Origin of the sequence: Streptomyces venezuelae ATCC 10712 (genome assembly GCF_008639165.1) — a bacterium.
Taxonomy (GTDB): domain Bacteria; phylum Actinomycetota; class Actinomycetes; order Streptomycetales; family Streptomycetaceae; genus Streptomyces; species Streptomyces venezuelae.
Map to the genome: position 1 here is coordinate 7984430 of NZ_CP029197.1, position 23148 is coordinate 8007577.

A 23148-nucleotide genomic window follows, 5' to 3' on the forward strand; every position below is an offset into this window, starting at 1 on the left:
CGTGATCCATGCCACACCCTCCGGGGGGTGGGGACCGCCCTACCCCGTGCCCCCGGCGCACCCCCCGCCCAGGACGGGTGGTGACGCCATGGCTCCGGACGATCACGAAACCGTACGTTCTCGGTAGGCGCCCACCCACCGCACGATCCCGGAACCCCGCCCGACAGAAACCGGAGCCCCGCCATGTCCCAGGCCACCGTCCTGCCCCCGGCCGCCGCGCCACGTGCGGCGCGCACCGAGGCGCCCCTCCGCGCCAAGGGCGGCAGCGGCAGCGAGTTCACCCCGCTCCTGCGGATGGTCAGGGACCAGGGCCTCCTCGAACACCGCCCCGGCTGGTACGCCCGTGGGATCGCCGTCAACCTCCTAGGCATCGCCGCCGTCGTGGCCGGGCTCGCCCTGATCGGCCCCTCCTGGTGGACGCTCCTCCTCGCCGTACCGCTCGCCCTGCTCTCCGCCCGGGTCGCCTTCGTCGGCCACGACGCCGGCCACGCGCAGATCACCCCGAACCGCAAGGTCAGCCGGATCGTCCAGCTCGTCCACGCCAACCTCCTCCTCGGCATGAGCCGGGAATGGTGGAACGACAAGCACAACCGCCACCACGCCCACCCCAACCACCTGGACAAGGACCCGGACGTGGCGGCCGACATCCTCGTCTTCGCCGAGCACCAGACGGCCGGCCGCACGGGACTGCGCGGATTCCTCACCCGCCACCAGGCCTGGCTGTTCTTCCCGCTGACGACCCTTGAGGGCATCGCCCTCAAGGTGTACGGGGTCCAGGCGCTGCTCGCCAAGGACGGCCCGTGCCGCACCCGGCGGGAACGCCTCGTCGAAGGCGCGCTGCTCCTCGCCCACTTCGCCGGCTACACGGCCCTCCTGCTCACCCTCCTCACCCCCCTCCAGGCCCTGGTCTTCGCGCTCGTCCACCAGATGCTGCTCGGCGTCCACCTGGGCATGGCCTTCGCCCCCAACCACAAGGGCATGGAACGGCCGGACGAGCACGCGGACGGCGACAGCTGGGGCCACCTCCGCCGCCAGGTCCTCACCTCGCGCAACATCCGGGGCGGCGCGCTGACCGACTGGTTCCTCGGCGGCCTCAACTACCAGGTCGAGCACCACCTCTTCCCGAGCATGCCGCGCCCGAACCTGCGCCTGGCCCAGCCCGCCGTCCGCGCCCACTGCGCCGCCCTGGGCGTCCCGTACACGGAGACCGGCTTCGTGGACTCGTACCGGCAGGCCCTCGGCCATCTGCACGAGGTGGGCGCGCCGCTGCGCTCCGAGTGGGCCGAGTAGGGTCGGAGGCGGTCACCGACGGTGTGATCATCGGTCCGGCGGGCGGTGTTCCGGCCGCCGGAGAGCGGAGAAGGGGGCTCCTCGCCATGAGCAGCGGCACGGTCACCACGGTCAGCAGCAACGGCACGTACTCGTTCACCAAGCCCAACCGGGAGGGCATCACGCTCCTCGCCGGGCTCGGCGTGGAGGGCGACGTCCACGCGGGCGTGACGGTCAAGCACCGCTCCCGCGTCGCCCAGGACCCGACCCAGCCCAACCTGCGGCAGGTTCACCTCATCCACGCCGAGCTCTTCGAGGACGTCGCCGGCGCCGGCTTCGAGGTCGCCCCCGGCGACCTCGGCGAGAACGTCACGACCCGGGGGATCGACCTCCTCGGCCTCCCCACCGGCACGCGGCTGCACCTCGGTGCCGAGGCCGTCGTCGAGGTCACCGGACTGCGCAACCCCTGCGCGCAGATCGACAACTTCCAGCACGGACTGCTCAAGCAGGTGCTGGGCCGGGACGAGAACGGCGAGATCGTGCGCAAGGCCGGGATCATGGCCGTCGTCCTGACCGGCGGCCAGGTCAGGCCCGGTGACCCGATCCGCGTCGAACTCCCGGAAGGCCCGCACCGCCCGCTGGAGAAGGTCTGAGCCGGCCGGCCCACCGGGCCCCCACCGCCCACGGCACCGGGCTCACCGCTCGGGCGGCGCGAGGCCTCACCCGTCCAGCGTGCAGGAGTTGACCACGTCACCGACGGCGGGCCGTGCGATCGTGCGGTCCGCCGGTGGCGTGGCCCCGTCCTCGACCCACCGGGTCAGCGCGTCGAACGCCGAGCGGTAGCACGGCAGGATCGGGCGCAGCCGCTCCAGATACGTGTCGTACAGCCCGTCGGTGTGCGTCCCGCCCCGCACCGTGTAGTACCGGTGCAGCCCGCCCCGCCCCCTTCCGTCGATCATCCGGGCGTACACGTCCGAATCGGTGGCGATGGGCAGCAGGGTGTCCAGGTCACCGTGGAGCGTGATGAGCGGCTTCCCGATCCGGCCGGTGAGCGCGACCCTCGCCACCGCCCGGTGGACGGATGCGGGCCGGGACGCGTAGTCGTACGAGGCGTCCGATGCGCAGGGCGCGAGGATCTGCTCCAGCGTCCCGCCGGCGGTGGAGCCCGGGCAGGCGGGATCGTACGAGGGGTCGAACTCGGCCCGGAAGATCTTCTGCGTCAGCCCCCAGTACGCCTTCTCGTGGTACGGCCACAGGAAGCGCGACCCGGGCGCGAAGCCCGCCCCGATCAGGTCGTCGTCGGTGGCCCGCCCGAAGGACCTGGCCACCGTCACGGGCAGGCTGGTCAGGAGGTTCGGACCCCGCGCGGTCCACAGGACGCCCTCCCAGTCGACCCCGCCGTCGTACAGCTCGGGCCGGTTCTCCAGTTGCCAGCGCGTCAGATAGCCGCCGTTGGAGATGCCCGTCATGTACGTGCGCTCCGGGGCCCGCCCGTACCGCTGCCGTACGGCCTTCTTGGCCGCCCGCGTCAGCTCGGTCACCCGGCGGTTCCACTCGGCGACCGCGTCGCCCGGCCCCCGGCCGTCGGTGAAGAAGTCCGGCCCCGTGTTGCCCTTGTCGGTGGCGGCGTACGCGAAGCCCCGGGCCAGCACCTGGTCGGAGATGAGCGCGTCCGTGGCGTACTGGCGCCGGGTGCCGGGCGCGCCGGTGACGACGAGCCCGCCGTTCCAGCGGTCGGGCAGTCGGATGACGAACTGCGCGTCGTGTGCCCAGCCGTGCGTGGCGTTGAGGCGCGAGTCGTCGGGGAAGTAGCCGTCGATCTGGACCCCGGGCACCCCCGAGGGGTTACGGGTGTCCCGGGCGGCCAGCCCGGCCTGGTCCGCCATGTCGGTGTACGGCGTACCGGCGAGGCCGGTGGTCGTCAGATCGGCCAGACAGGCGGACCGCTGGAGCTCCGCTCCGGGGACCCGGAGCCGATCCTGCCGCGCACAGTGCGCGTCGGCGCGCGTCTCCGCCACGGACGGGCTCGACCGGGAGGGACCGGCCCCGCCGGGACTCGCCCCGGCGGGGCCGGCGGGCGCGAGGACGGTGACGCCGGCGAGGAGCGCGGCGATCAGGGAGACGCCGGGGAACAGGCGCATGAGGGGCCTCCGAGGGGGCGGCGGGAAGGGGTACGGCCGCCACATCCTGCGGCGCACCCACGCCACCGGGCCATGGGCCCGGACCACACCCCGGCCGGCCTCGCCGTGTGGGGGCGGGATGCCCGGCGCCCGGCACCCGGCGTCGCTCGGAGCAAGCCGGAGGGGTTCAGGAGGGGCGCACGGCCATCGCGTCGAGCGCCTTGAGGAGTGCGGGCAGGTGCGGGCCCGGGGAGACCGGCAGCACCTCGCCCGGAAACTCGTCGAGGAGGACGAACGCCATGTCGTCCGCCCGGGCCACGAGCGACCAGCCGGGACCATCCGCACGCAGCGTCCGCGTGCCCCCCTCCGCACCCGCGACGGAGCGCACCCGCCCGACCGGCGGCGGCTCCTCGACGTACCCACGGAGTTGCTCCAGCGCCTCACGGACCCCGATGTACGGGTCACGGGCGGGGCCGGGCGAGGGCGCTGCGGACTGAGGGGACTGAGGGGACTGAGGGGACTGAGGGGAGTGAGCGGACGGGGCAGGAGCGGGGTCGGCCTCCTGTCCGGCCTCCGGTCCGGCCGCGTCTCCGGTGCCCCCGGCCGCCGCGTCGCCGTCGCCCACCTGGGCACGCCAGGCGGCCCACCGAAGGGCCACCTCGTCGGCGCCGAGGCGCCGCTGCGCGGGCCCCCAGGCGTCACCGGACGGGGCGACCAGCGGGGCGGGATCACCTTCCTCCGGCTCCGGATCGTGCGGTTCCGGTACGCCGGGGGCGCGGGTCGCCACGGCGAGCGGCCAGCCCGGCAGCCCGGCCACCACGGAGTTCTCGTCGGGGGAGAGGTCATAGGCCATGCCGCAGTCCCAGGAGGAGATGGCGACCGCGACGAGCGACACGTCGTCGACGACGACCGTCCAGCGCGCCCCGAGCCCGTCCTGGCCGAACACGAGCCCGTACCCCTCCTCGTACGGTTCGAGCCCGAGCGCCGCGCAGGCCGCCGGATAGTCGTCACCGAGCACGCTCGGGAACCGCGCGGGCGTCAGCAGTGCCGCGGTCAGCACGAACAGCGCGTCGGCATCGCCGACGGCCTCGGCCTCGGCGATCGGGTCCGTCCCAGCCACGCATGCCTCCCCATCTGGTTGTCGGCGCACCTTAACCAGTGAGTAGGGAGACCTGTCCATAGCCAGACGCCGTGACCTGCATCGCCGTGACGGCGCGAGCGCCGACGCCCCGCGCCCCCGGCCCACGAGCTCCGGCCCACGCGTCCGGCGGCCCGTTGCCCGCGCGTCCGGCTAGGCGGCCGGCTATGCGTCGTCCGACGGGGCCCTCGCCGGGACCTCCCGCAGGCCGAGCAGCGAGCGGGCCACGGCGCGCGGCGACTCGTCGCGCTCGCGGGCCAGGGTCAGCAGGGCCCGGCAGGCCAGTTCGTTCACCCCGAACGACAGCATCCCGGGGGAGACGCGGCTCGCCGCCTCCTCCGCCCGCGCCGGGTCGTCCTCGGCGCACGCCGCCACGTACTCCGCCGCCGCCTCGAAGAGGTTGTGCCCCTGCCGGGGGCGCTGTGTGACCGGCGGGGCGGATTCGGGCGCCCGCCGGGCGGAGGGAAGGAGTTTGCGGAGTCTTTCGGGTAACCGTGCCACGGCCCACCGCCTTCCCCGGGCACGACTGCCCGGCATGTCCACGGTAGTCAGTGAAGTGCCGGGAAAGAAGGGTGCGTTGAAAGGTGCGTTGAGGTGCGTCGGCCGGTGGGCGGTCACGGACGTTCCTGCCCGTCCGTGGATCACTCACTCCGGGACGGGGGGCGTGGCCGTCCGCAGCAGCGGAAGGTTCTTCTCGACGGCCTTCTTCCAGGAGCCGTCGGCGATCATCGCCTCGAGCGCCTTGCGGACCTCGGCCCGCAGCGGGCTGCCTTTCGGGAGGCCGATGCCGTACGGCTCGTCGGTGAGGCGGAAGCCCGCGAGCTTGAACCGGCCCTTGAACTTGGGCTGCGCCGCGAAGCCGGCGAGCAGGGCGTCGTCGGTGGAGACGGCGTCGGCGGAGCCCTGGGCCAGGTCGATGACGCATTGCTCGTGGCCGAAGCGTCCCGCGACCAAGGCCCGCGGGGCGACCCTCTCGATCACGAGGGCGGAGGAGGAATTGATGGCCGAGCAGATCGTCTTGTCGTTGAGGTCCGTCGGGGTTCTGACCGATGTGTCGCCCGTCGGGAGGAGGACGTCCTGATGGGCGACGAAGTAGGGGCCGACGAAATCGACCTTCTCCTTCCGGGTGGCGTTGATCGTGAACGTGGCCACGACGAGGTCGACCTCACCCCCGGTGAGCAGGGCTTCCGGGGTGATCCCGCGCACCTCCCTCCAGGTGATGTCGGCGGGTGCGTGTCCGAGGGCCCGCGCGACATGGGTCGCCACGTCCACGTCGAAGCCCGAGTGCGACCCGTCGAGGTTCGTCTGGCCGAGGCCGGGCGCGTCGAACTTGATCCCGATGGTGATCCCGGCGCCGCCGCCGGACGGGTCCGCCGACGGTGCGGCAGGGGAGGAACCCCGGGTGCTGGGCTGCCCCGCGCCGCGGGCGTCGCCCCCGTCGCCCTTCCCGCCGTCGAGCGGAAGCAGGTTCCAGAGGAGTACACCGCTCAGCACGACGGCAGCGCCGGCCACCCCGGCGTACATCGCACCCCGGCGCTTCCGGACGGCCACGAACGGAGCCGGAGCCGCGACGGGCTCAGGGCCCGGCAACGGGTCCGCGCCGGGCACCGTCGGCATCCGCACGGGAGCCGGCGCCGGGGCCTGCGCCTCGACCGCGGAACCCGCCTCGCACTCGGCCACGGTCTCCGCCTCGGCCACGGCCACGGTCTCCGTCTGGGCTGCGGCCACGGCCTTCGCCTCGGCCACGGCCGTGGTCTCCGCCTCCGCCTCCGCCTCGGCTTCGGCGAGCATCCGGTCCAGCGTCTCGGCGTCGGGGCGTGCCGCCGGGTCCCGTACCAGTACGGCCGTCAGAACCCGCGTGAGCGGTCCGGCGTCGCGCGGCGGTGGCACGTCCTCGCCGAGCACGGCCGCGAGCGTCGCCAGCGTGTTGGCCCGTCGCATCGGGTTGTGGCCCTCCACGGCGACGTACAGCGTCATCGCCAGCGACCACAGGTCGGCGGCGGGTCCGCCCTCCTCGCCGCCGACCCGCTCGGGCGCCATGTAGTCGGGCGTGCCGATGATGGAACCGGCGGCGGTGAGGGCGGTGGCCCCCTGGATCGCCGCGATGCCGAAGTCGGTGAGGACGGGCTGTCCGTCGTGCCGCAGCAGCACGTTCGGGGGCTTGATGTCCCGGTGCTGGATCCCCGCCGCGTGGGCGGCCCGCAGCCCCGCCAGGATTCCGCGGCCCAGCGCGGCCGCCGCGCCCGGGGCGAGGACGCCCCGGTCGAGCCGGTCCTGGAGCGAGCCGCCGGCGACCAGCTCCATCACCAGCCAGGGGTACGTGCCTTCACCGCCGTCCACGATGTGATGGATGGTCACGACCCGGGGGTGCGCCACGCGGGCGAGCGCCCTGGCCTCGCGCAGCACCCGGATGCGGAGCTCGCGGGCGGACTCGGGGTCGTACTCGGCCAGGCGGGGATCGGGCGGTCGGACCTCCTTGAGCGCCACCTCGCGGTGGAGTGCCAGGTCCCGTGCTCGCCACACGGTTCCCATGCCGCCTCCGCCGAGCCGCGCCACCAGCTCGAAACGACCGTCGACCACCCGTGTCACGCGCCGCCCCCTCACCCCGACCCACGCCCCCGCCCGACTCTGTCACACCCGGGAGGCCGGGGCGGGGGAGTCGCCTACGCCCGGGCGAAGACGGCCGTCAAGGTGTGCCCCTTCTCGTCGAAGGTGATCGCCGTCTCGCCCAGGCCGTGCTCCTCGTCGCCGCCGTACGGCTCTCCGTCGAGCCGCCAGTCGACGAAGACGAACCCGGGGTCGGGCACGGCCGTGGCGACGACGGTGTCGCCGTCGGAGTACGGGCCGTCCTGCGACAGCGAGACCGAACCGTGGCCGCCCTCGCACTCCACCGTCAGGGCGTGCCTCTTCTGTTCGAAGAGTGCGGTGAGTTCCATGTCGTCGGCGCCCACGTCGAGGGCGACGGTGTCGTCGTCCCCGGCGCTCGACCCGTCGAGCCGCCAGCCCGCGAAATCCCAGCCGGGGGCCGGCGTGGCCTCGTAGAGCAGGTCGGCACCTTCGAGTTCGGCGCGCTTGGCGGGGGCCTTCTTCACCGTGCCGCTGCCGATGGTCTTCGTGGTGACCTTCGAGGTCGGTGTGGCGCCCTTCTTGAACTCGGCCACCAGCGTGTGGTCGCCCGACGGCACGCGGAAGCCGGTCGCGCCGCCCTTGGCGGCCTTGCCGTCGAGCTTCCAGCCGCTGAACACGTACCCCTTGGCCGCGACCGCGTGGTGGGTCGTGATCGTCCCCTGCGGGTACGGCCCCGGGGTCGCGGCCTCGACCGTGCCGCCACTCTTGGGCGAGACGGAGGAGGTCACCGCGCACATCGCGTCGGAGGACTTCGCCGCCCGGTAGGCGGCCACGGCGGCGCCGGTCCCGCTCAGCACGTCGGAGGTGTCGGACTGGTCCGGCTTGCCGAGCGGGACGCCGATGGTCTCGCCCCGGTACTTCTGGCGGGGGTTGCTGAAACGGTTGATCCGGGTGCACGCCCCCTTGGTCGCCTTGCGGCAGCTCGACTCGTACGCCATCACCGACGACCAGTCGCCCTTGGGCGGGAAGTAGCCGGTGGCCCCGTTCTCGGGCTGCACCGGCTGGGTGACCCGGTCGTGGTCCGCGCTGAGGTTGTGGCCGATCTCGTGGCCCATGGAGTAGCGCGCGATGGCACTCCGCCCGACCACGCTGTAGCCCCAGGCGGCGGTCGAGGGGCCGGGGTCCTGCGGGGTGTAGCCGAGGCCGCCCGCCTTCCGGCCCGCGGCGATGACGGAGACGACGTCGGCTCCGTACTGGTCGCGCAGCTTCGGGACGTTGTCGGCCACGCCGTCGCCGGGGGCTGCGATCGCGCCGAGCAGGGAGTTGGTCACCGCGTCCTGGGCCGACGGGACGTCCACCAGAGAGGTGCCGACCAGACGCAGCCGGACCTTGGTGCCGCTGGTGGCGAAGGCATCGTTGGCGAGGGCGATGCCCTGGGCCGCGGCCGCCTTGATCTGGCTGTCGCCGCCCGCCTCCGTGCGGGCGCCGGGGGTGTAGCCGACGAGGGCGTCGACGAGGGCGTACCCCTTGCCTCCCTTGCAAGTCGGCGCGGCGGCCCGGGAGGGTGCGAGCGGTCCGGCGGCCCTGCGGGCCGCCTCGGCGGCGAGTGCGGCGTTCGGCGGGGCGCCGACGGGCTGCTCGTCCTCGTCGGTGAGGGGGGAGAGCTGAGCGATCGTCACCCGTCCGGGGGCGAGGGGCTCGACCGCGTACAGGTCGCCGCCGAGCAGGAACTGGGCGGAGAGGATCTCGTTGCCTGGCGTCTTGTCGCAGCCGCCTTCGAGGGTGAGGACGACGTTCTGGTCGACGGTGCCGGCGACCGTGCCGTGCCAGACGAGTCTTGATCCGACGGTGGACCGGGACTCCTCGACGGCCTGCACGGTCAGGTCGTCGAACAGGGGAAACGTTACTTCTCGGCCGTGGGCGGTGCCGCACACGGGAGCGAGGGCCGCGGGCAGGACCCGGGCGACCCGGCCCCGGACGTACTCCGCGCCGAAGTCCTCCGCGCTGTCCTCGTCCTGGGCCGCCCCCACGTCTCCGGCGCGCGCACTCTCGTAGGTGCGTCCGTTCGCGCTGGTCCTCCCGGGCGTCCGCCCTCCGCCGTCGGGGCTGAAGGCCCCCGCGGCGACGGCCGCCCTGACGTTCCGTTCGTGCGCCGCGGCCCGGGGCGGCCCGGCCGCGCCCACGTCCCTGGCGGGGGCGAAGCCGGTGACCGTGGTGACTCCCAGCACCACCGCTCCGAGGGCCACACCGCCGGTCCATCTGTAGCGGGCCATGTCTTCCTCCTGGTTCTCTGCGGGAACGAGAAGGAGACTTCCTCGCGGCGAGGCCGTGATCACCTGGCGGTCGGCGGAGTCACCCTCGATGCCGGAGTGTCCTCCCGAGCTGTGCTCCGCACGGCCGTGCGCCGGGTCCGTGCGCTGTGTGCGCCGCGTGCGCCGGGTGCTTCGAGCGGCCGTGCGCGAGGCCAGCTGGCCCTGTGCTCCGCGTGGCCCGGCGCCGCTTCCTCCGTACGGCCGTGCAACGACCCTGCCCTACGGCCGTGTCGCGACCCGTCCGTGCGGCCGTACGGCGACCCGTCCGTACGGCCGTGCCGCGACCCGCCCCCACGGCCTGTCGCGACCCGTCCCTACCGCCGCCCGGCGACCCGTCGTCGCCCGTCTCAGTCCTCCCGTACGGCCATCGCCAGGAAGCGGGCGTCCTCGTCGACGTACCGGACGAGCCGCCAGCCGGCCTCGGCCAGGACCGGCCGCAGCTGGGGCTCGGCGCGCAGGTCGTCCGGGGTGATCTGCCGGCCATGGCGGGCCGCGAGAGCGGCGCGGCCGATCGGGTGGAAGAGCGCGAGCCGGCCGCCGGGCCGTACGGCGCGGGCGAGTTCCCGCAGGCCGGCGACGGGCTCCGCGAGGTGCGAGATGAGCCCGGCCCCGAAGACGGCGTCGAGTGCGCCGTCGCGCACCGGCAGGCGTCCGACGTCGGCGAGCAGCAGGGTCGCGATGCCCTCCGCGCTGCCGCGCCCGGCGCCGACGGCCTGTTCGAGCATCTCGGGGGTGAGGTCCGCGCCGAGTACGGTCCCGGTGGGGCCGACGGCGGCGCGGAGCGGCGGGAGGGCCCGCCCGGTGCCGCACCCGGCGTCGAGCACCGCGTCGCCCGGGCGCAGGTCGAGCTCGTCCACCGCGGCCGCGTACGCGGGACCGTCATCGGGGAACCTGCTGTCCCAGTCGGCGGCGCGGGCGCCGAAGAACTCTCGGACGTGTGTGGGGTCATCGCTCATGCGCTCATGATTCCGTACTCGAAGGTGTGAACGTTCTGTGTGCACGTTCGAGCCCGGCGTGATCGTTCGGGATCATCTCTCTGTCATATTCCATCAGCTTTCGAAATGCGCCCCTTGTGCGCCCCCTGACGCGCACTAGCGTCCGGGAGCCATGGGACACCTGGACCACGCCACCTTCGGCTGGCTGACACCTGCACTGTCGTACGCGATGGCCTGCGTCGGCGCCGCCCTCGGGCTCCGCTGCACCGTGCGCGCGCTCGACGCCACCGGCCGCTCACGGCGCAACTGGCTGCTCACGGCGGCCTCCGCGATCGGCACCGGCATCTGGACGATGCACTTCGTGGCCATGCTCGGCTTCGGCGTGACGGGCAGCGACATCCGCTACGACGTTCCGCTCACCATCCTCAGTCTCGTCGTCGCCATGGCGGTCGTCGGTGTCGGCGTCTTCGCCGTCGGCTACGGACGCGACCGGGTCCGCTCGCTGCTGATCGGCGGGCTCACCACGGGCGTCGGCGTGGCGAGCATGCACTACCTGGGCATGGCCGCCCTCCGGCTCCACGGCGAGGTCAGCTTCGACCCCTTGCTCGTCGGACTCTCGGTGCTCATCGCCGTCGTCGCCGCCACGGCGGCCCTGTGGGCGGCGCTCAACATCCACTCACCGGCCGCCGTGGCCGTCGCCTCGCTGGTCATGGGGGCGGCCGTCAGCAGCATGCACTACACGGGCATGTTCGCCGTTCGGGTGGACGTGGTCCCCTCCTCCGCGACCCTCCCCGGAGCCACGGTCATGCAGTTCATCTTCCCGCTGGCCGTCGGCCTCGGCTCGTACCTCTTCATCACCTCCGCCTTCGTGGCCCTCTCCCCGACGGCCAGGGAACGGGCCGCGTACGCCTCCGCCGGCCGCCTGACCGAACCGGACGAGCGCGCCGTGGACGTCGCGCCGCCCGGATTCCACACCGCCCGGACCGCCCGCACGCCCCTCAACTGACCGTCCCCGCCCCATCCCCTCCCTGTCCCCACCTCATCCCCTCCCTGTTCCGCCCCGTCTCCACCCCACTCGCAGGATCCACCGCACCAGAGCCAGTCGCAGCCGGAACGAGGAGGCCATGCGAACTCCCCGCAGGACCAAGGGCGCCGAGGCGTCGGCGCCGCCGTCGGCGGCCGCGCGCGGCCGCCGCGCGCACGCCGGGCCGCCCGCCGACGAACCGGGGGAGCCCACCCCCGAGCCCTCCCCGCACTCCGGACACACGGCCGCCGACGCCACGCCGTCCGCGTCCCAGCGCGGCGAGCCACGCTCGCTTCGCCCCGTGCGGTACGGCCTACGGCCCCGTACCGTACGCGCCAAGATCGTCTCCCTCCTCATGGTGCCGGTCGTCTCGCTGCTCGCCCTGTGGGGATTCGCCACCGTCACCACCGCCCAGGACGTCGCCAGGCTCCGCCAGCTCCAGCGCGTCGACGCCGAGATCCGCGAACCCGTGACGGCCGCGCTCGCCGCCCTCCAGGCCGAACGGCGCGCCGCCGTACGCCAGGTCGCGGCCCCCGGCGCCGCCCGCGCCGCCGAACTCAAGGACCGGGTGCGCCGCACCGACGAGGCCGTCGACCGGCTCCGCCTGAGCGACACGCACACCGTCGGTGACGCCGGGGACCTGCCCGGCGACGTCGGCGAGCGGGTGAGCGCGTTCGTCGGCAAGGTCGAGGGCCTCGCCAAGCTCCGTACCGCCGCCACCGCGGGCCGCGCCGACGGGGACCAGGTGTACGAGGAGTACACCGCCGCGATCTCCGCCGCCTTCGCCGTCGGAGGCGCCCTCACCGGCATCCAGGACGCCCAACAGGGGTCGGACGCGCGCGTACTCCTGGAATTCGAGCGGGCCGGAGAGATGCTGGCCCGCGAGGACGCCCTCCTCGGCGCCGCCCACCTGACCGGCCAGTTCACCGCCGACCGGCTCCGCGCCTTCTCCGGCGCCGTCGAGACCCGGCGCACGCTCACCGCCGCCGCCGCCGACCTGCCCGCCGCCCAGCGGGCCGCGTGGGCGCGGCTCGTCGAGGGCGAGGACCACACCAGGCTCACCCGGGCCGAGGACCGGCTCCGCGCCGCGAGCCCCGGCCGCCCCGCCGCCCAGGCGGTCACCTCCGCGGACTGGGACGGCACCCTCGCCGCCGTACGGAGCGCTCTCGGCGCCATCGAGACCGGGGCCCGCACCTCCGCGGCCGACCGGTCGGACCCCTTCGCCGGCGGAGTGCTCAGCGCGGGCGGCGCGGCGGTCGTCCTCGGCCTCGCGGCCGTCGCCGCCTCCCTCGTCATCTCCGTGCGCATCGGCCGCGGGCTCGTCGTCGAGCTCGTCAGCCTCCGGAACACCGCCCTCGGCATCGCACGCGGCAAACTCCCCGCCGCCATGCGCCGGTTGCGGGCCGGCGAGGAGATCGACGTCCAGGCCGAGGCGCCGCCGGGACCCGTCTCCCAGGACGAGATCGGCCAGGTCGGCGAGGCCCTCACCACCGTCCACCGCGCGGCGCTCTCCGCCGCCGTCGAACGCGCCGAGCTCGCCAGCGGCATCTCCGGGGTCTTCGTGAACCTCGCCCGCCGTAGCCAGGTCCTCGTCCACCGCCAGCTCAATCTCCTGGACAGCATGGAGCGGCGCGCCGACGACCCCAACGAACTCGGCGACCTCTTCCGGCTCGACCACCTCACCACCCGGATGCGCCGCCACGCCGAGAGCCTCATCATCCTCTCCGGCGCCGCGCCCGGCCGCGCCTGGCGGATGCCCGTCCCCCTCACCAACGTCGTCCGCGCCGCCGTCTCCGAAATCGAGGACTACGCGCGCGTGGAGGTGCGCCGCCTCCCCGAGACGGCCGTCGTCGGCGGCGCCGTCGCCGACCTCACCCACCTCCTCGCCGAGCTCATCGAGAACGCCGCCCAGTTCTCCCCGCCCCACACCAAGGTGCGGGTCAGCGGTGAACCCGTCGGCAACGGCTACGCCCTGGAGATCGAGGACCGGGGGCTCGGCATGGGCAAGGAGACGCTCGCCGAGGCCAACGCCCGCATCGCCCAGTCGGAGGCGCTCGACCTCTTCGACAGCGACCGCCTCGGTCTGTTCGTGGTCAGCCGCCTCTCGTCCCGGCACGAAATCAAGGTCCACCTGCGGACCTCGCCGTACGGCGGCACGACCGCCGTCGTCCTGCTGCCGACCGACCTGCTCCAGGGCGCGCTGCCCCCGGGCCGCGGGGCGTCGGCGAGCGGCCACGGCCCCGACACACCCCACGCCGGCGTCCCGCAGGTGCGCGATCCCCGGGTGCGGGCCGTGGGGGGAGGCGCGCCGGGAGCCGACGGCCGACCGGCCGACGACCGCACGACGGAGCACGTCTCCACGGGACACGGCTCCACGGGACACGGGCCCACAGGACACGGCTCCACGGGGCATGGGGTTATGGGACTCGGCTCCACGGGCCGGCACGCGACGGGCCATCAGGGGCCGGGCGGCGGTACGACGGACGACGACCGGCCCGGCACCGCCGAGTTCGGCGGCGGTGGACCCACCGCCGGCCGTCACGGATCCGACCCGCGCAAGGACGCGGCCCGTGCGGCACGCGAGCGCGACGAGGCGCAGCGCGCCGAAGCCCGCCGCTTCGGAAATCCGCCGGTGCCCCGCCCCCCGGCGCAGGCCGGCCCCACGGCCCTCACCGGCGGCGGCCCCGGCGGGCGCCCCTTCCCGGCACCCCACCGGACCGCCACGGAGCCGTCGAGCGGCGCGCGCCCCCGGTCCCTGCCCCAGGAGGAGGGCGGCACGCGGCCGCCGGTTCCCCCGCAGGCGGCCAGGCCGTCCGCACGTCCCCAGCCCTTGCCCCGGCCGACGGTCGTGCCCGCGCTCGCGGCAACCCCGGAGCCGGCGCCGCCGCAGTCGGCACGCCCGGAATCGGCGACCCGGGGCTCGGCGACCCGCGACGGGGCGACCCGTGAGTCGGCACCCCCGGACTCGGCAACCGGCAAGCCGGCTCCGCCGTCCGCCCGGGTCACCGAACTGCGCCGCCGCGGGCCCGTCGTACCGCCACCGTCGACGACGACGGACCAGCCGCCCGTCGTCCCGGCGGGGCACGACGCCGCCGGGAGCGAACTGCCCCGTCGCGTACGGCAGGCAAGCCTCGTCCCGCAGCTGCGCGAGGCTCCCACCCCGGCTCCGTTCGCGGCTCCACCGGTGCCGGGCGCGGACGCCCGTACCCCGGAGGTCGTACGGGACCGGATGGCGGCCTACCGGGACGGCTGGCAGCGGGGCGGCGGCCCCGCCCCCGGCAGCAGGCGGCCCCTCGGCACCGGCCATGACCTCGGCCACGGCACCACACGACCCGACGCCCCCCGCTCCGAAGGAGACGACGCATGATCGACCACGAGAGGGTCACCCACCACCGCTCCGGCGAGCTCGACTGGCTCCTCGACGACCTCGTCATGCGGGTCAGGGAGGTCCGCCACACGGTGGTGCTCTCCAACGACGGGCTCGCCGTCGGGGCCTCCAGCGGGCTCAGCCGCGAGGACGCCGAGCACCTGGCCGCCATCGCCTCCGGCTTCAACAGCCTCGCCAAGGGAGCGGGACGCCAGTTCCACACCGGCGGCGTCCGCCAGACCATGGTCGAGATGGACGACGGCTTCCTCTTCGTCGCCGCGGCGGGCGACGGATCCTGCCTCGCCGTACTCAGCGCCGTGAGCGCCGACATCGGCCTCATCGCCTACGAGATGGCCCGCCTCGTCAAGCGCGTCGGCGAGCACCTGCACACCCCGCCACGGCTCACGGTCACCCCGCCCGCCGCCGGCTGACCCGGAGAAGGCCCATGAACGAGCACCGTACCGGCGGCGGCCCGACCGTGCCCGGCAGCCAGTGGTACGACGCCGACGCCGGACCGCTCGTCCGCCCGTACGCGATGACCGGCGGACGGACGAAACCGGGGCCCAGCAACGTCCGGTTCGACCTCATCGCCCTCGTCGTCGTGGACGACGACCCGCCCGGACCGGCCGAGGAGTCCCTGCTCGGCCCCGAGCACCGGGCCCTGCTCGCCCTCTGCCGGGCCGAGACCCAGTCGGTGGCCGAACTCTCCGCCGACGCCGACCTGCCCGTCGGCGTCGTCCGCGTCCTGCTCGGCGACCTCCTCGAATCCGGCTTCGTACGCGTCAGCCGGCCCGTCCCGCCCGCACAGCTCCCTGACGAAAGAATCCTGAGGGAAGTAATCGATGGCCTACGAGCGCTCTGAGAGCACCGGCGCGGAGGACGGCGCGGACACCACCGCCCTCGCCCTGAAGATCCTGGTCGCCGGCGGATTCGGCGTGGGCAAGACAACCCTGGTCGGCGCGGTCAGCGAGATCCGGCCGCTGCGCACCGAGGAACAGCTGAGCCGCGCCGGCGAGTCGGTCGACGACACCGGGGGAGTCGACCAGAAGACCACCACGACCGTCGCCATGGACTTCGGCCGCATCACGATCCGCTCGGGGCTCTCCCTCTACCTCTTCGGGACGCCCGGGCAGGACCGGTTCTGGTTCCTGTGGGACGAGCTGTCCCAGGGCGCCCTGGGCGCCGTCGTCCTCGCCGACACGCGGCGGCTCGAGGACTGCTTCCCGGCGGTCGACTACTTCGAGCACCGGAAGATCCCCTTCGTGGTCGCCGTGAACTGCTTCACCGGCGCGCGCACGTACGGGGCGGCCGACGTGTCCCGCGCGCTCGACCTGGACCGGGGCACGCCCGTGGTGCTCTGCGACGCCCGCGACCGCGACTCGGGGAAGGAAGTGCTGATCCGGCTGGTCGAGTACGCCGGGCGGATGCACACCGCCCGGCTGCTCGACACGGTCGGCTGAGCCGCCGCGCGGGCCTCAGTCGGCCACGCCGGCCTGGGCGACGACCTTCTCGATGCGTACCCGGACGAGGAGTTCGCCCGGAACCCCGTTGCGCTCCCCGAACTCGTCCGCGCGGTCCTCACCCATGTACCGGGCGCCGATGCGGCCGGCCCACAGGCGCAACTCCTCGAGATCCTCGATGAGTTCGGCGCGACCGCTGAGCGAGACGAAGGCGAACGGCGGGGTGTCGTCGTCGACGCACAGGGAGACGCGACCGTCGCGGGCGAGATTGCGGCCCTTGACGGTGTCCTTGCCCGTGTTGAACACGAACTCGTCGCCGTCGAGCAGGAACCAGATCGGCGCGACGTGCGGGCTGCCGTCGTCGCGCACGGTCGCCAGCTTGCCGGTACGGGTCCCGGCGGACACGAACGCCCGCCACTCTTCCTCGGTCATCTTCGTCATGTCCCCCATCCTGCGGCACGCGCGGGCGTGGTGCAGTGCTTGCCCTGCTCACGACAGTGCGTAAGGCTTGCGGCGATACGGCGGACCACGGCGGACCACGACGGGTACGGGGACCACGGGAGTCCCGGCCACGGGGGACGCACCACCCAGGGGGAGGACCACTGATGGCGTTGGACAAAGGACTGGACTGGCTTCTCGACGACCTGACGCAGCGGGTCGGCTTCATACGGCACGCGCTCGTGCTGTCGAACGACGGACTGGTCACGGGCGCGAGCAGCGGACTCGCCCGTGAGGACGCCGAACACCTGGCGGCCGTCTCCTCGGGTCTGCACAGCCTCGCGCGGGGCTCAGGCCGGCACTTCCGGGCGGGCAGGGCGCGGCAGACAATGGTGGAGTTCGACGAGGCGCTGCTGTTCGTGACGGCGGCGGGCGAGGGCAGCTGCCTGTGCGTCCTGAGCGCGGCGGAGGCGGACGTCGGCCAGGTGGCGTACGAGATGACACTGCTGGTGAACCGGGTCGGCGAGCACCTCGGTGTGGCGGCGCGGCAGCCCGGCCGGCCGGACGGCGGGGTGTTCTGACCCGTGGCTGACTCGCCGCCCCGCGGGGGCGGCGGGTAGTTGTCCACAAGGCGTTGTCCACAGACCGTGCGAGAGTCGTCACTCTGCGTTACTTTTCCGGTGGTGGGTCCGAGAGGGATCTGCCGAACGCGGAGAAGGCTGAGACGCAGCGAACGCTGACGCACGGGGGAGGACCACGCGATGACGGTGGACGAAGGGGCGCGCACGGTGGCACCGGGGCGGGCCGCGCAAGAACTGGAACTACGGCGCGACGAGTTCCGGCTCGCGGTCCAGCTGGGGCTGGTGAGGACCGTGCCCGTGGGACAGGGCGGGCGGCGGCAGGTCGAGCGGTGCGAGCTCGACCGCCTGACGGCCGCGCCGGACTTTCCCGCCGGCCTGCGCGAACGGGTGCGTGCGGTGGGGACGGGGGAGGCGGCCGCCCTCCTGGAGATCACCCCGGAGCGCTTCACCCGGCTCGCCAGGACCGGGCACGTCAGTCCGGTGCGGTTCTCCGTGAACCGCTACCGGGCGGTGGTGTGGAGCTACCTGGCGGAGGAGGTCGCCGAGTTCGGTCTCGGCCGCCCCGCCCTGCTCACCGGCCGACTGCCCCTGGACCTTCGTGAACGGCTCGCCGCGCACGAGGACCTGAGGCCGAGGAACTGGCGGGCCCGGCGGCTCGGCGTGCTGCTCCGCGGCACGGACGATCCGTGGGTGAGGGCCGCGGCCATCGCCTCGCTGCTCGACCCGGTGCAGATCGCCGAGGTCGTCGACGACCCGTACGAGCGCGCACACCTCGACCGGCTCCGGCCGCCCGCGCCGCCGGGGATGCCGGTGCGGGCCGGGGCCCATGAGATCGCCGAGCGGCTCACCCGGGCCGACGACCCGGACGAGATCCTCTGGCACCGGATGAGTCTGGCCCTCGCCCTGGACGAGGCCCGCGCCGAACGCCCGGCGCCGTATCCGGGCGAGAGGACGCCGGACCGGCCGCGGACGCCTGTCCCGGCCGCGGCGGGGGCGCGGCCCGTGCCCTTCAACGCGCCCGCTGCGGCGGTCCCGGGAATTCCGCCCGTTCCGTCGGTGCCGCCCTCGGTACCGCCTCCGGTGCCGGTCGCGGTGCCGAGGGTGGGGGCGCACGGTGCGGTTGTACGGCCCGCGGGGCAACCGGGGCGGGCTGCGGCGCATCCGGGGCGGCCCGCGGGGCAACCGGGGCGGGCCGACCGGCCGCCGGGGCGTTCGGTCCGGACCAGGTTCCTCGACCGGTTCCGCCGCGGAAAGGCGACGGGCGAGGGGCGGCCCGGGGGAGGGAAGCGTTCGGCGGCCTGGCCATGATGCAGTGGGGCGGGAGCGTCGGCGTGCGCTGAGGGCGGAGTGTGGGGAGGATGAGCCCATGCTGCTCGCCCGTGTCGCCGAGGTGTCCCGGGAGGTCGCGGCCGCCTCCGCGCGCTCGCGGAAGACCGCCCTGCTCGCCGCGCTGTTCGCGGAGGCCGAGCCGGAGGAGAGCCCGCTCGTCATCGCGTACCTGTCCGGCCGCCTGCCGCAGGGACGGATCGGCGTCGGGTGGAGCGTGCTCAAGGAGGTGGTCCCGCCCGCCGTGCCACCCGCCGAACGGCCCGAGCTCACCCTCGGGCGCGTCGACGAGGTGCTGACGGAGCTCGCCGGGGTCTCCGGCGCGGGCTCCCGGGCCGCACGCACCCGGCTCGTGCACGGCCTCTTCGCCGCCGCGACCCTCGACGAACAGCAACTCCTGCTGCGGCTGCTGACCGGGGAGGTGCGCCAGGGCGCCCTGGACGCCATCGCCCTCGAAGGCGTCGCCCAGGCCGCCACCGTGCCCGCGGCCGAGCTGCGCCGCGCCGTGATGCTCGAAGGCTCGCTGCCCCCGGTCGCCCAGGCGGTGCTCGCGGAGGGAGCCACCGCGCTCGACCGGTTCACCCTGCGGGTCGGCAACCCCGTGCAGCCCATGCTGGCGCACACCGCCGGCTCCGTCACCGAGGCGATCGCGGCCCTCGGACCCTGTGTCGTCGAGGAGAAACTCGACGGCATCCGCGTCCAGATCCATCGCAGCGGCGACGACGTCCGTATCCACACGCGTTCCCTCGACGACATCACCGCCCGGCTCCCCGAGGTGGTGGCGGCCGCCCGCGCCGTACCCGCCGACGCGTTCATCCTGGACGGCGAGGTGATCGCCCTCGACCCCGACACCGGACGGCCCGTGTCGTTCCAGTCGATCGCCTCCCGGGTGGGCTCGCGCACCGACGTGGCCGGGGCGCACGCCACGCTCCCCCTCACCGCCGTCTTCTTCGACGTCCTCGCGGTCGAGGGCGAAGGGCTGATCGACCGGCCGGGCCACGAACGGCACGAGGTGCTCGCCCGGCTGCTCCCCGACGCGCAGCGCGTCCGCCGCTTCGTCGTCACCGATCCGGCGGACCCCGAGCAGACGGCGGCGGCCGAGCGGTTCTTCGCCGACACGCTGGCGCGCGGGCACGAAGGCGTCCTGGTCAAGGCGACGGCCGCGCCGTACGTGGCTGGTCGCAGGGGCCGCACCTGGCTGAAGGTGAAACCGGTCCACACCGTCGACCTCGTCGTGCTCGCCGTCGAGCGGGGGCATGGCCGCAGGACCGGGCTGCTGTCCAACCTCCACCTCGGCGCCCGCACCGCCGAAGGAGACTTCGTCATGCTGGGGAAGACGTTCAAAGGGCTCACCGACGAGATGCTGCGCTGGCAGACCGAGCGGCTCGGTGAACTCGCCGTGGAGGACGACGGGTTCACCGTACGGGTGCGGCCCGAGCTCGTCGTGGAGATCGCCTACGACGGGCTCCAGCGTTCGACCCGCTATCCGGCCGGGGTCACCCTCCGCTTCGCCCGCGTCCTGCGCCACCGCCCCGACAAGCGGGCCTCCGAGGCCGACACCGTCGCGGAGATCACCGGTCGCGGCTGAGCGAAGCCCCCGGGGCCTCGCGGGAGACCGTCGCGCGAGGGATGCTGGAGACATGGCACGACGAGCGCCGGCCCGACGAACGCGGGTGCGCCGCGAGCGACCGGCCGCCGCGAGGAGATGAGCGACGTGTACGACCTGCACATCGACACCGACGTGACCGTACAGCTCTGCGACTGCAGCCGGGAGGACGCACAGGCCGTCTTCGACGTCCTCGACGGCGTCTACCAGCTGGAGGACATGACGGCCCCGAGCCCGCAGACGGCCACCGGGCCTTCCCCCACCGTCTGGACGGCCACCTTCGACACCGCCGCCGGCCGCCGCGAGGAGGTGCGGCCCACGCACCTGGACTCCCCGGTCGGAGCGACGCTCAGCGGTGGGTACCACGCCGTAGACGAGGTCGCGAAGGTGCTCGCCGCGGGCTTCGACATCCAGTCCCTGCAGTCCGTCTCCGGTGACCAGGAGACCGAGGCCCGACTGCTGCTCGCCTCCCGCTGAGCGGGCGTGAACCCCCCGGACGGAGCGGACGGGCGCCGTCCGGGGTCGACGTGTGCCCGCACGCGCGCGGGACGTGGGCGCGTACGGGCTTGGGCGTGCCCCCGCACGCGCGCTGAGTGGCGCCGTGTGCGGACGCGAAGGACCCCGCCGTCAGCCCAGGTATACACCGTGTGTAGAGTTCTTCGTCTGCCGTGACATCGCACTGACCAGGCGGTGTCCGGCCGTACCGAAGACAGCACCGGAAAGGCGGGTTCCACAATGTTCCGATCCAGGCTGGGCCGACGCCGGGGGACGGCCACTGCCCTGCTCGCCGCGGCGTCACTGATGCTGGCGCTCGGCGGCTGCGGAGTCTCCACCGTCACTCCGCAGGACGCCCGAGAAGAGGGAGGATCGGACGACAAGGCCGGCGCCGCCGCACGCCGCGTCGACTGCGCCAAGGTCAAGTGCATCGCGCTGACCTTCGACGCCGGACCGGGCAAGGACACCCCCCGGCTCCTCGACATCCTCAAGAAGGAGCAGGTCCCCGCGACCTTCTTCCTGCTCGGCAGCAAGCACGTCGACCGCTACCCCGACGTCGTCAGGCGCATCGCCGCCGAGGGTCACGAGGTCGCCAACCACACCTGGTCCCACGAGATCCTCACCGACCTCGACGAGTCCCAGGTGCGCGAGGAACTGTCCCGCACCCAGAACGCCATCGAGAAGATCACCGGCCGGAAGCCCACCCTCATGCGCCCGCCGCAGGGCCGCACCGACGGCACGGTCTCCGACGTCAGCGAGGAGCTGGGACTCGCCCAGATCCTGTGGAGCATCACCGCCAAGGACTACTCCACCACCGACACCGCGCTCATACGGCAGCGGGTGCTCGAACAGGCGCACCGCGACGGGATCATCCTGCTCCACGACATCTACGACGGCACGGTCCCGGCCGTCCCCGGGATCATCGACGAGCTCAAGCTGCGGGGCTTCACGTTCGTGACGGTGCCGGAGCTCCTCGCCCCCGGCAAGGCCGAGCCCGGCACCGTCTACCGCCCCGAGAAGGACTGACGAGACCCACTGAAAGCGGGGTGAGCTGACTCACACCGCCCATGCGGGAACGCTCGGAACATTCGGGAAACGTTGACCGTTCATCTGTATGTGACGACGAAGGGGCCCGGTCCCCAAGGTTCCCCCCCCCAGAGGTGACCGCCCTTCGCGTCACGGCGATCGGCCCCGGTTGGAATCCCCCGTCCAACCGGGGCTTTGTCGTTCCCGGGGAACACGTCCTCTCCGCTGAGAGGCGCGCCCACGGCGCCTGAGGGGCGCGCACCCCGGCGCGTTCGACCCGTTCGAGTGAGCCGCCGCATGGGTCGGCATGGTGGCATCCCACTCGGGCAGTGATCATCCCGAGCCGCCGATTCGATCATCGACCGGCCGCTCCGACCAGGGACGATCGAAGGGGGACCCCATGTTCCGCAGCACCGCGCGCACCCGCCACGCCCTCGTGACCGCAGCGGCCGCACTCCTGCTCTCCGGCTGCACCTCCGTCAGCGCCGGCGCGCCCGCCGACCCCCGCGTCCCCACGGGCGCGGCGGCCCAGGACGCGCTCCTCAAGGCGGCCGAGCACCGGCTCGTCGCGGACTGCATGAAGGGCCACGGCCTCTCGCCGACGTCCAGGCCCCGCGCCCCGGATGAGGACCGGGCGTTCCGGGCGGCGCTCTTCGGCACCGGCCCCCGGGAGCTCTCCGTCACCCTCTCCACCGGTGCCACCGTCACCGCCCACGAGGACGGCTGCCTCGCCGATGCCCGCCGACGGCTCTACGGCGACCAGCGCCGCTGGTTCCGCGCCCAGGTCGTCGTCGACAACCTCCGTGCCGAGGCCCAGGCCCGGATCCGCGCGGACCCCGCCCACCGCGCGGCGCTCGAGCGCTGGACCCGCTGCGTCACCCCGCGGGGCGCCCCGCGTCCCGACCGTCCCGACCCGGCCGTCGCCGCCCGTTGCTCCCGCGAGAGCGGCCTCGACCAGGTCCGCGCGCGGCTGGAAGCCGCCGAGCTGGTCACGGTGCGCGCGCTGCGCCGCGACGAGCTCACCACGTACCGGCAGCTGCGCGACCGCGCGCTGCTGCGGGCAGCGGAGCTGCCCGCGACCGTCCACCCGCAGAAAGGCACCACCCCCTCGTGAAGCGATTCCTCGTCACCACCGCCGCGGCGCTGTTCGCCGCGACCGCCGGCCTCGCGTTCGCCGCCTCCGCGGGGGCGGCCGAATGCCCCAGCGGCGAGTTCTGCGTCTGGCAGGACTCCAACTTCGGCGGCCAGCGTGCCAACTGGAGCGGAGACGACGGCTGGTGGGAGAGCTGGATCTCCGACACCGACTCCTCCTGGGCCAACCACGGCATCTCGGGCCCGGGCATCAAGGACCACGTCAAGGTCTACGAGAGCGCCTGGCAGGGCGGCAGCATGACCATCTGTCTCGCCCCGGGCCAGGAGGTCGGCTACAACGGCGCGGCCAACGACCGAGGGGACTCCCACATCTGGTCGATGGGCTGCTGAC

General features: G+C 74.0%; 21 protein-coding genes. 14 read left to right on the forward strand and 7 right to left on the reverse strand.

Features of this window, described 5'->3' with window-relative positions; translation table 11 throughout:
* Positions 1-183 precede the first annotated feature (183 nt).
* Both DEJ43_RS36290 and DEJ43_RS36295 read left to right on the forward strand, forming a co-directional pair.
* Positions 184-1290: a fatty acid desaturase family protein gene (locus DEJ43_RS36290; protein ID WP_015038440.1), complete on the forward strand. Its 1107-nt coding sequence runs from the start codon at positions 184-186 to the stop codon at positions 1288-1290.
* Positions 1291-1376: 86 nt separating this feature from the next.
* Complete coding sequence (locus DEJ43_RS36295; protein ID WP_015038441.1) at positions 1377-1922, forward strand: MOSC domain-containing protein; 546 nt, start codon at positions 1377-1379, stop codon at positions 1920-1922.
* Between the two features lie 66 nt (positions 1923-1988).
* Here the strand turns inward: DEJ43_RS36295 and DEJ43_RS36300 are convergent, their stop codons facing one another.
* From DEJ43_RS36300 to DEJ43_RS36325, 6 genes are all read right to left on the reverse strand, one after another.
* A complete protein-coding gene (locus DEJ43_RS36300; protein ID WP_041663289.1) occupies positions 1989-3410 on the reverse strand; it encodes a tannase/feruloyl esterase family alpha/beta hydrolase in 1422 nt (473 codons plus the stop codon).
* A 166-nt stretch (positions 3411-3576) separates the two neighbouring features.
* Positions 3577-4509 carry a hypothetical protein gene (locus DEJ43_RS36305; protein WP_015038443.1) on the reverse strand — a complete coding sequence of 311 codons (933 nt, stop codon included), beginning with the start codon at positions 4507-4509 and terminating at the stop codon, positions 3577-3579.
* Between the two features lie 183 nt (positions 4510-4692).
* Positions 4693-5028 carry a hypothetical protein gene (locus DEJ43_RS36310; RefSeq protein ID WP_015038444.1) on the reverse strand — a complete coding sequence of 112 codons (336 nt, stop codon included), beginning with the start codon at positions 5026-5028 and terminating at the stop codon, positions 4693-4695.
* 144 nt (positions 5029-5172) lie between these two features.
* Positions 5173-7107 carry a bifunctional serine/threonine-protein kinase/glutamate ABC transporter substrate-binding protein gene (locus DEJ43_RS36315; RefSeq protein ID WP_167537170.1) on the reverse strand — a complete coding sequence of 645 codons (1935 nt, stop codon included), beginning with the start codon at positions 7105-7107 and terminating at the stop codon, positions 5173-5175.
* Between the two features lie 83 nt (positions 7108-7190).
* Entirely contained in the window at positions 7191-9368 is a 2178-nt protein-coding gene (locus DEJ43_RS36320) for an InlB B-repeat-containing protein (protein WP_015038446.1), read from the reverse strand.
* 386 nt (positions 9369-9754) lie between these two features.
* Positions 9755-10363 carry a class I SAM-dependent methyltransferase gene (locus tag DEJ43_RS36325; RefSeq protein WP_041663291.1) on the reverse strand — a complete coding sequence of 203 codons (609 nt, stop codon included), beginning with the start codon at positions 10361-10363 and terminating at the stop codon, positions 9755-9757.
* 151 nt (positions 10364-10514) lie between these two features.
* Here DEJ43_RS36325 and DEJ43_RS36330 point away from each other — a divergent pair, with 151 nt between their 5' ends.
* The 5 genes from DEJ43_RS36330 (at position 10515) to DEJ43_RS36350 (ending at position 16193) form a co-directional block, all read left to right on the forward strand.
* On the forward strand, positions 10515-11348 hold the full coding sequence (locus DEJ43_RS36330) for an MHYT domain-containing protein (RefSeq protein ID WP_015038448.1): 834 nt from the start codon (positions 10515-10517) through the stop codon (positions 11346-11348).
* 118 nt (positions 11349-11466) lie between these two features.
* On the forward strand, positions 11467-14733 hold the full coding sequence (locus tag DEJ43_RS38475) for a sensor histidine kinase (protein ID WP_015038449.1): 3267 nt from the start codon (positions 11467-11469) through the stop codon (positions 14731-14733).
* On the forward strand, positions 14730-15164 hold the full coding sequence (locus DEJ43_RS36340) for a roadblock/LC7 domain-containing protein (protein ID WP_015038450.1): 435 nt from the start codon (positions 14730-14732) through the stop codon (positions 15162-15164). Before DEJ43_RS38475 ends, DEJ43_RS36340 begins: the two co-directional genes overlap by 4 nt.
* Before the next feature lie 14 nt (positions 15165-15178).
* Positions 15179-15595 (forward strand): DUF742 domain-containing protein, encoded by a 417-nt coding sequence (locus tag DEJ43_RS36345; RefSeq protein WP_015038451.1) that lies wholly within the window; start codon positions 15179-15181, stop codon positions 15593-15595.
* Positions 15576-16193: a GTP-binding protein gene (locus DEJ43_RS36350; protein WP_015038452.1), complete on the forward strand. Its 618-nt coding sequence runs from the start codon at positions 15576-15578 to the stop codon at positions 16191-16193. Before DEJ43_RS36345 ends, DEJ43_RS36350 begins: the two co-directional genes overlap by 20 nt.
* A gap of 15 nt (positions 16194-16208) precedes the next feature.
* On the opposite strand, the gene DEJ43_RS36355 is transcribed toward DEJ43_RS36350, so the two are convergent.
* Complete coding sequence (locus tag DEJ43_RS36355) at positions 16209-16634, reverse strand: PPOX class F420-dependent oxidoreductase (protein ID WP_015038453.1); 426 nt, start codon at positions 16632-16634, stop codon at positions 16209-16211.
* A gap of 164 nt (positions 16635-16798) precedes the next feature.
* Between DEJ43_RS36355 and DEJ43_RS36360 the strand changes: the two genes are divergently transcribed.
* The 7 genes from DEJ43_RS36360 to DEJ43_RS36390 all read left to right on the forward strand — a co-directional run bounded on the left by DEJ43_RS36360 (position 16799) and on the right by DEJ43_RS36390 (position 23147).
* Positions 16799-17212, forward strand: a complete 414-nt coding sequence (locus DEJ43_RS36360) for a roadblock/LC7 domain-containing protein (RefSeq protein ID WP_015038454.1) — start codon at positions 16799-16801, stop codon at positions 17210-17212.
* Between the two features lie 180 nt (positions 17213-17392).
* Positions 17393-18520 (forward strand): DUF6397 family protein, encoded by a 1128-nt coding sequence (locus DEJ43_RS37895; protein ID WP_015038455.1) that lies wholly within the window; start codon positions 17393-17395, stop codon positions 18518-18520.
* Between the two features lie 58 nt (positions 18521-18578).
* The gene (locus DEJ43_RS36370) at positions 18579-20126 is read left to right on the forward strand and encodes an ATP-dependent DNA ligase (protein WP_015038456.1); all 1548 of its coding nucleotides are present in this window, start codon (positions 18579-18581) and stop codon (positions 20124-20126) included.
* Between the two features lie 117 nt (positions 20127-20243).
* Positions 20244-20621, forward strand: coding sequence for a hypothetical protein (locus DEJ43_RS36375; RefSeq protein WP_041663293.1), 378 nt, complete (start codon positions 20244-20246; stop codon positions 20619-20621).
* A 258-nt stretch (positions 20622-20879) separates the two neighbouring features.
* Positions 20880-21665 (forward strand): polysaccharide deacetylase family protein, encoded by a 786-nt coding sequence (locus DEJ43_RS36380; protein WP_015038458.1) that lies wholly within the window; start codon positions 20880-20882, stop codon positions 21663-21665.
* 400 nt (positions 21666-22065) lie between these two features.
* Positions 22066-22779: a hypothetical protein gene (locus DEJ43_RS36385; RefSeq protein ID WP_106433788.1), complete on the forward strand. Its 714-nt coding sequence runs from the start codon at positions 22066-22068 to the stop codon at positions 22777-22779.
* Positions 22776-23147, forward strand: coding sequence for a peptidase inhibitor family I36 protein (locus tag DEJ43_RS36390; RefSeq protein WP_015038460.1), 372 nt, complete (start codon positions 22776-22778; stop codon positions 23145-23147). The genes DEJ43_RS36385 and DEJ43_RS36390 overlap by 4 nt, the downstream gene beginning before the upstream one ends.
* Position 23148 lies beyond the last annotated feature (1 nt).

Bases quoted from the DNA above. Each gene is read 5' to 3' on its own strand.
- DEJ43_RS36355 (WP_015038453.1), bottom strand. From the start codon at position 16,634: ATGACGAAGATGACCGAGGAAGAGTGGCGGGCGTTCGTGTCCGCCGGG.
- DEJ43_RS36330 (WP_015038448.1), top strand. From the start codon at position 10,515: ATGGGACACCTGGACCACGCCACCTTCGGCTGGCTGACACCTGCACTG.
- DEJ43_RS36320 (WP_015038446.1), bottom strand. From the start codon at position 9,368: ATGGCCCGCTACAGATGGACCGGCGGTGTGGCCCTCGGAGCGGTGGTG.
- DEJ43_RS36325 (WP_041663291.1), bottom strand. From the start codon at position 10,363: ATGAGCGATGACCCCACACACGTCCGAGAGTTCTTCGGCGCCCGCGCC.
- DEJ43_RS36295 (WP_015038441.1), top strand. From the start codon at position 1,377: ATGAGCAGCGGCACGGTCACCACGGTCAGCAGCAACGGCACGTACTCG.
- DEJ43_RS36375 (WP_041663293.1), top strand. From the start codon at position 20,244: ATGAGCGACGTGTACGACCTGCACATCGACACCGACGTGACCGTACAG.
- DEJ43_RS36350 (WP_015038452.1), top strand. From the start codon at position 15,576: ATGGCCTACGAGCGCTCTGAGAGCACCGGCGCGGAGGACGGCGCGGAC.
- DEJ43_RS36290 (WP_015038440.1), top strand. From the start codon at position 184: ATGTCCCAGGCCACCGTCCTGCCCCCGGCCGCCGCGCCACGTGCGGCG.
- DEJ43_RS38475 (WP_015038449.1), top strand. From the start codon at position 11,467: ATGCGAACTCCCCGCAGGACCAAGGGCGCCGAGGCGTCGGCGCCGCCG.
- DEJ43_RS36300 (WP_041663289.1), bottom strand. From the start codon at position 3,410: ATGCGCCTGTTCCCCGGCGTCTCCCTGATCGCCGCGCTCCTCGCCGGC.
- DEJ43_RS36360 (WP_015038454.1), top strand. From the start codon at position 16,799: ATGGCGTTGGACAAAGGACTGGACTGGCTTCTCGACGACCTGACGCAG.
- DEJ43_RS36340 (WP_015038450.1), top strand. From the start codon at position 14,730: ATGATCGACCACGAGAGGGTCACCCACCACCGCTCCGGCGAGCTCGAC.
- DEJ43_RS36385 (WP_106433788.1), top strand. From the start codon at position 22,066: ATGTTCCGCAGCACCGCGCGCACCCGCCACGCCCTCGTGACCGCAGCG.
- DEJ43_RS36370 (WP_015038456.1), top strand. From the start codon at position 18,579: ATGCTGCTCGCCCGTGTCGCCGAGGTGTCCCGGGAGGTCGCGGCCGCC.
- DEJ43_RS37895 (WP_015038455.1), top strand. From the start codon at position 17,393: ATGACGGTGGACGAAGGGGCGCGCACGGTGGCACCGGGGCGGGCCGCG.
- DEJ43_RS36380 (WP_015038458.1), top strand. From the start codon at position 20,880: ATGTTCCGATCCAGGCTGGGCCGACGCCGGGGGACGGCCACTGCCCTG.
- DEJ43_RS36345 (WP_015038451.1), top strand. From the start codon at position 15,179: ATGAACGAGCACCGTACCGGCGGCGGCCCGACCGTGCCCGGCAGCCAG.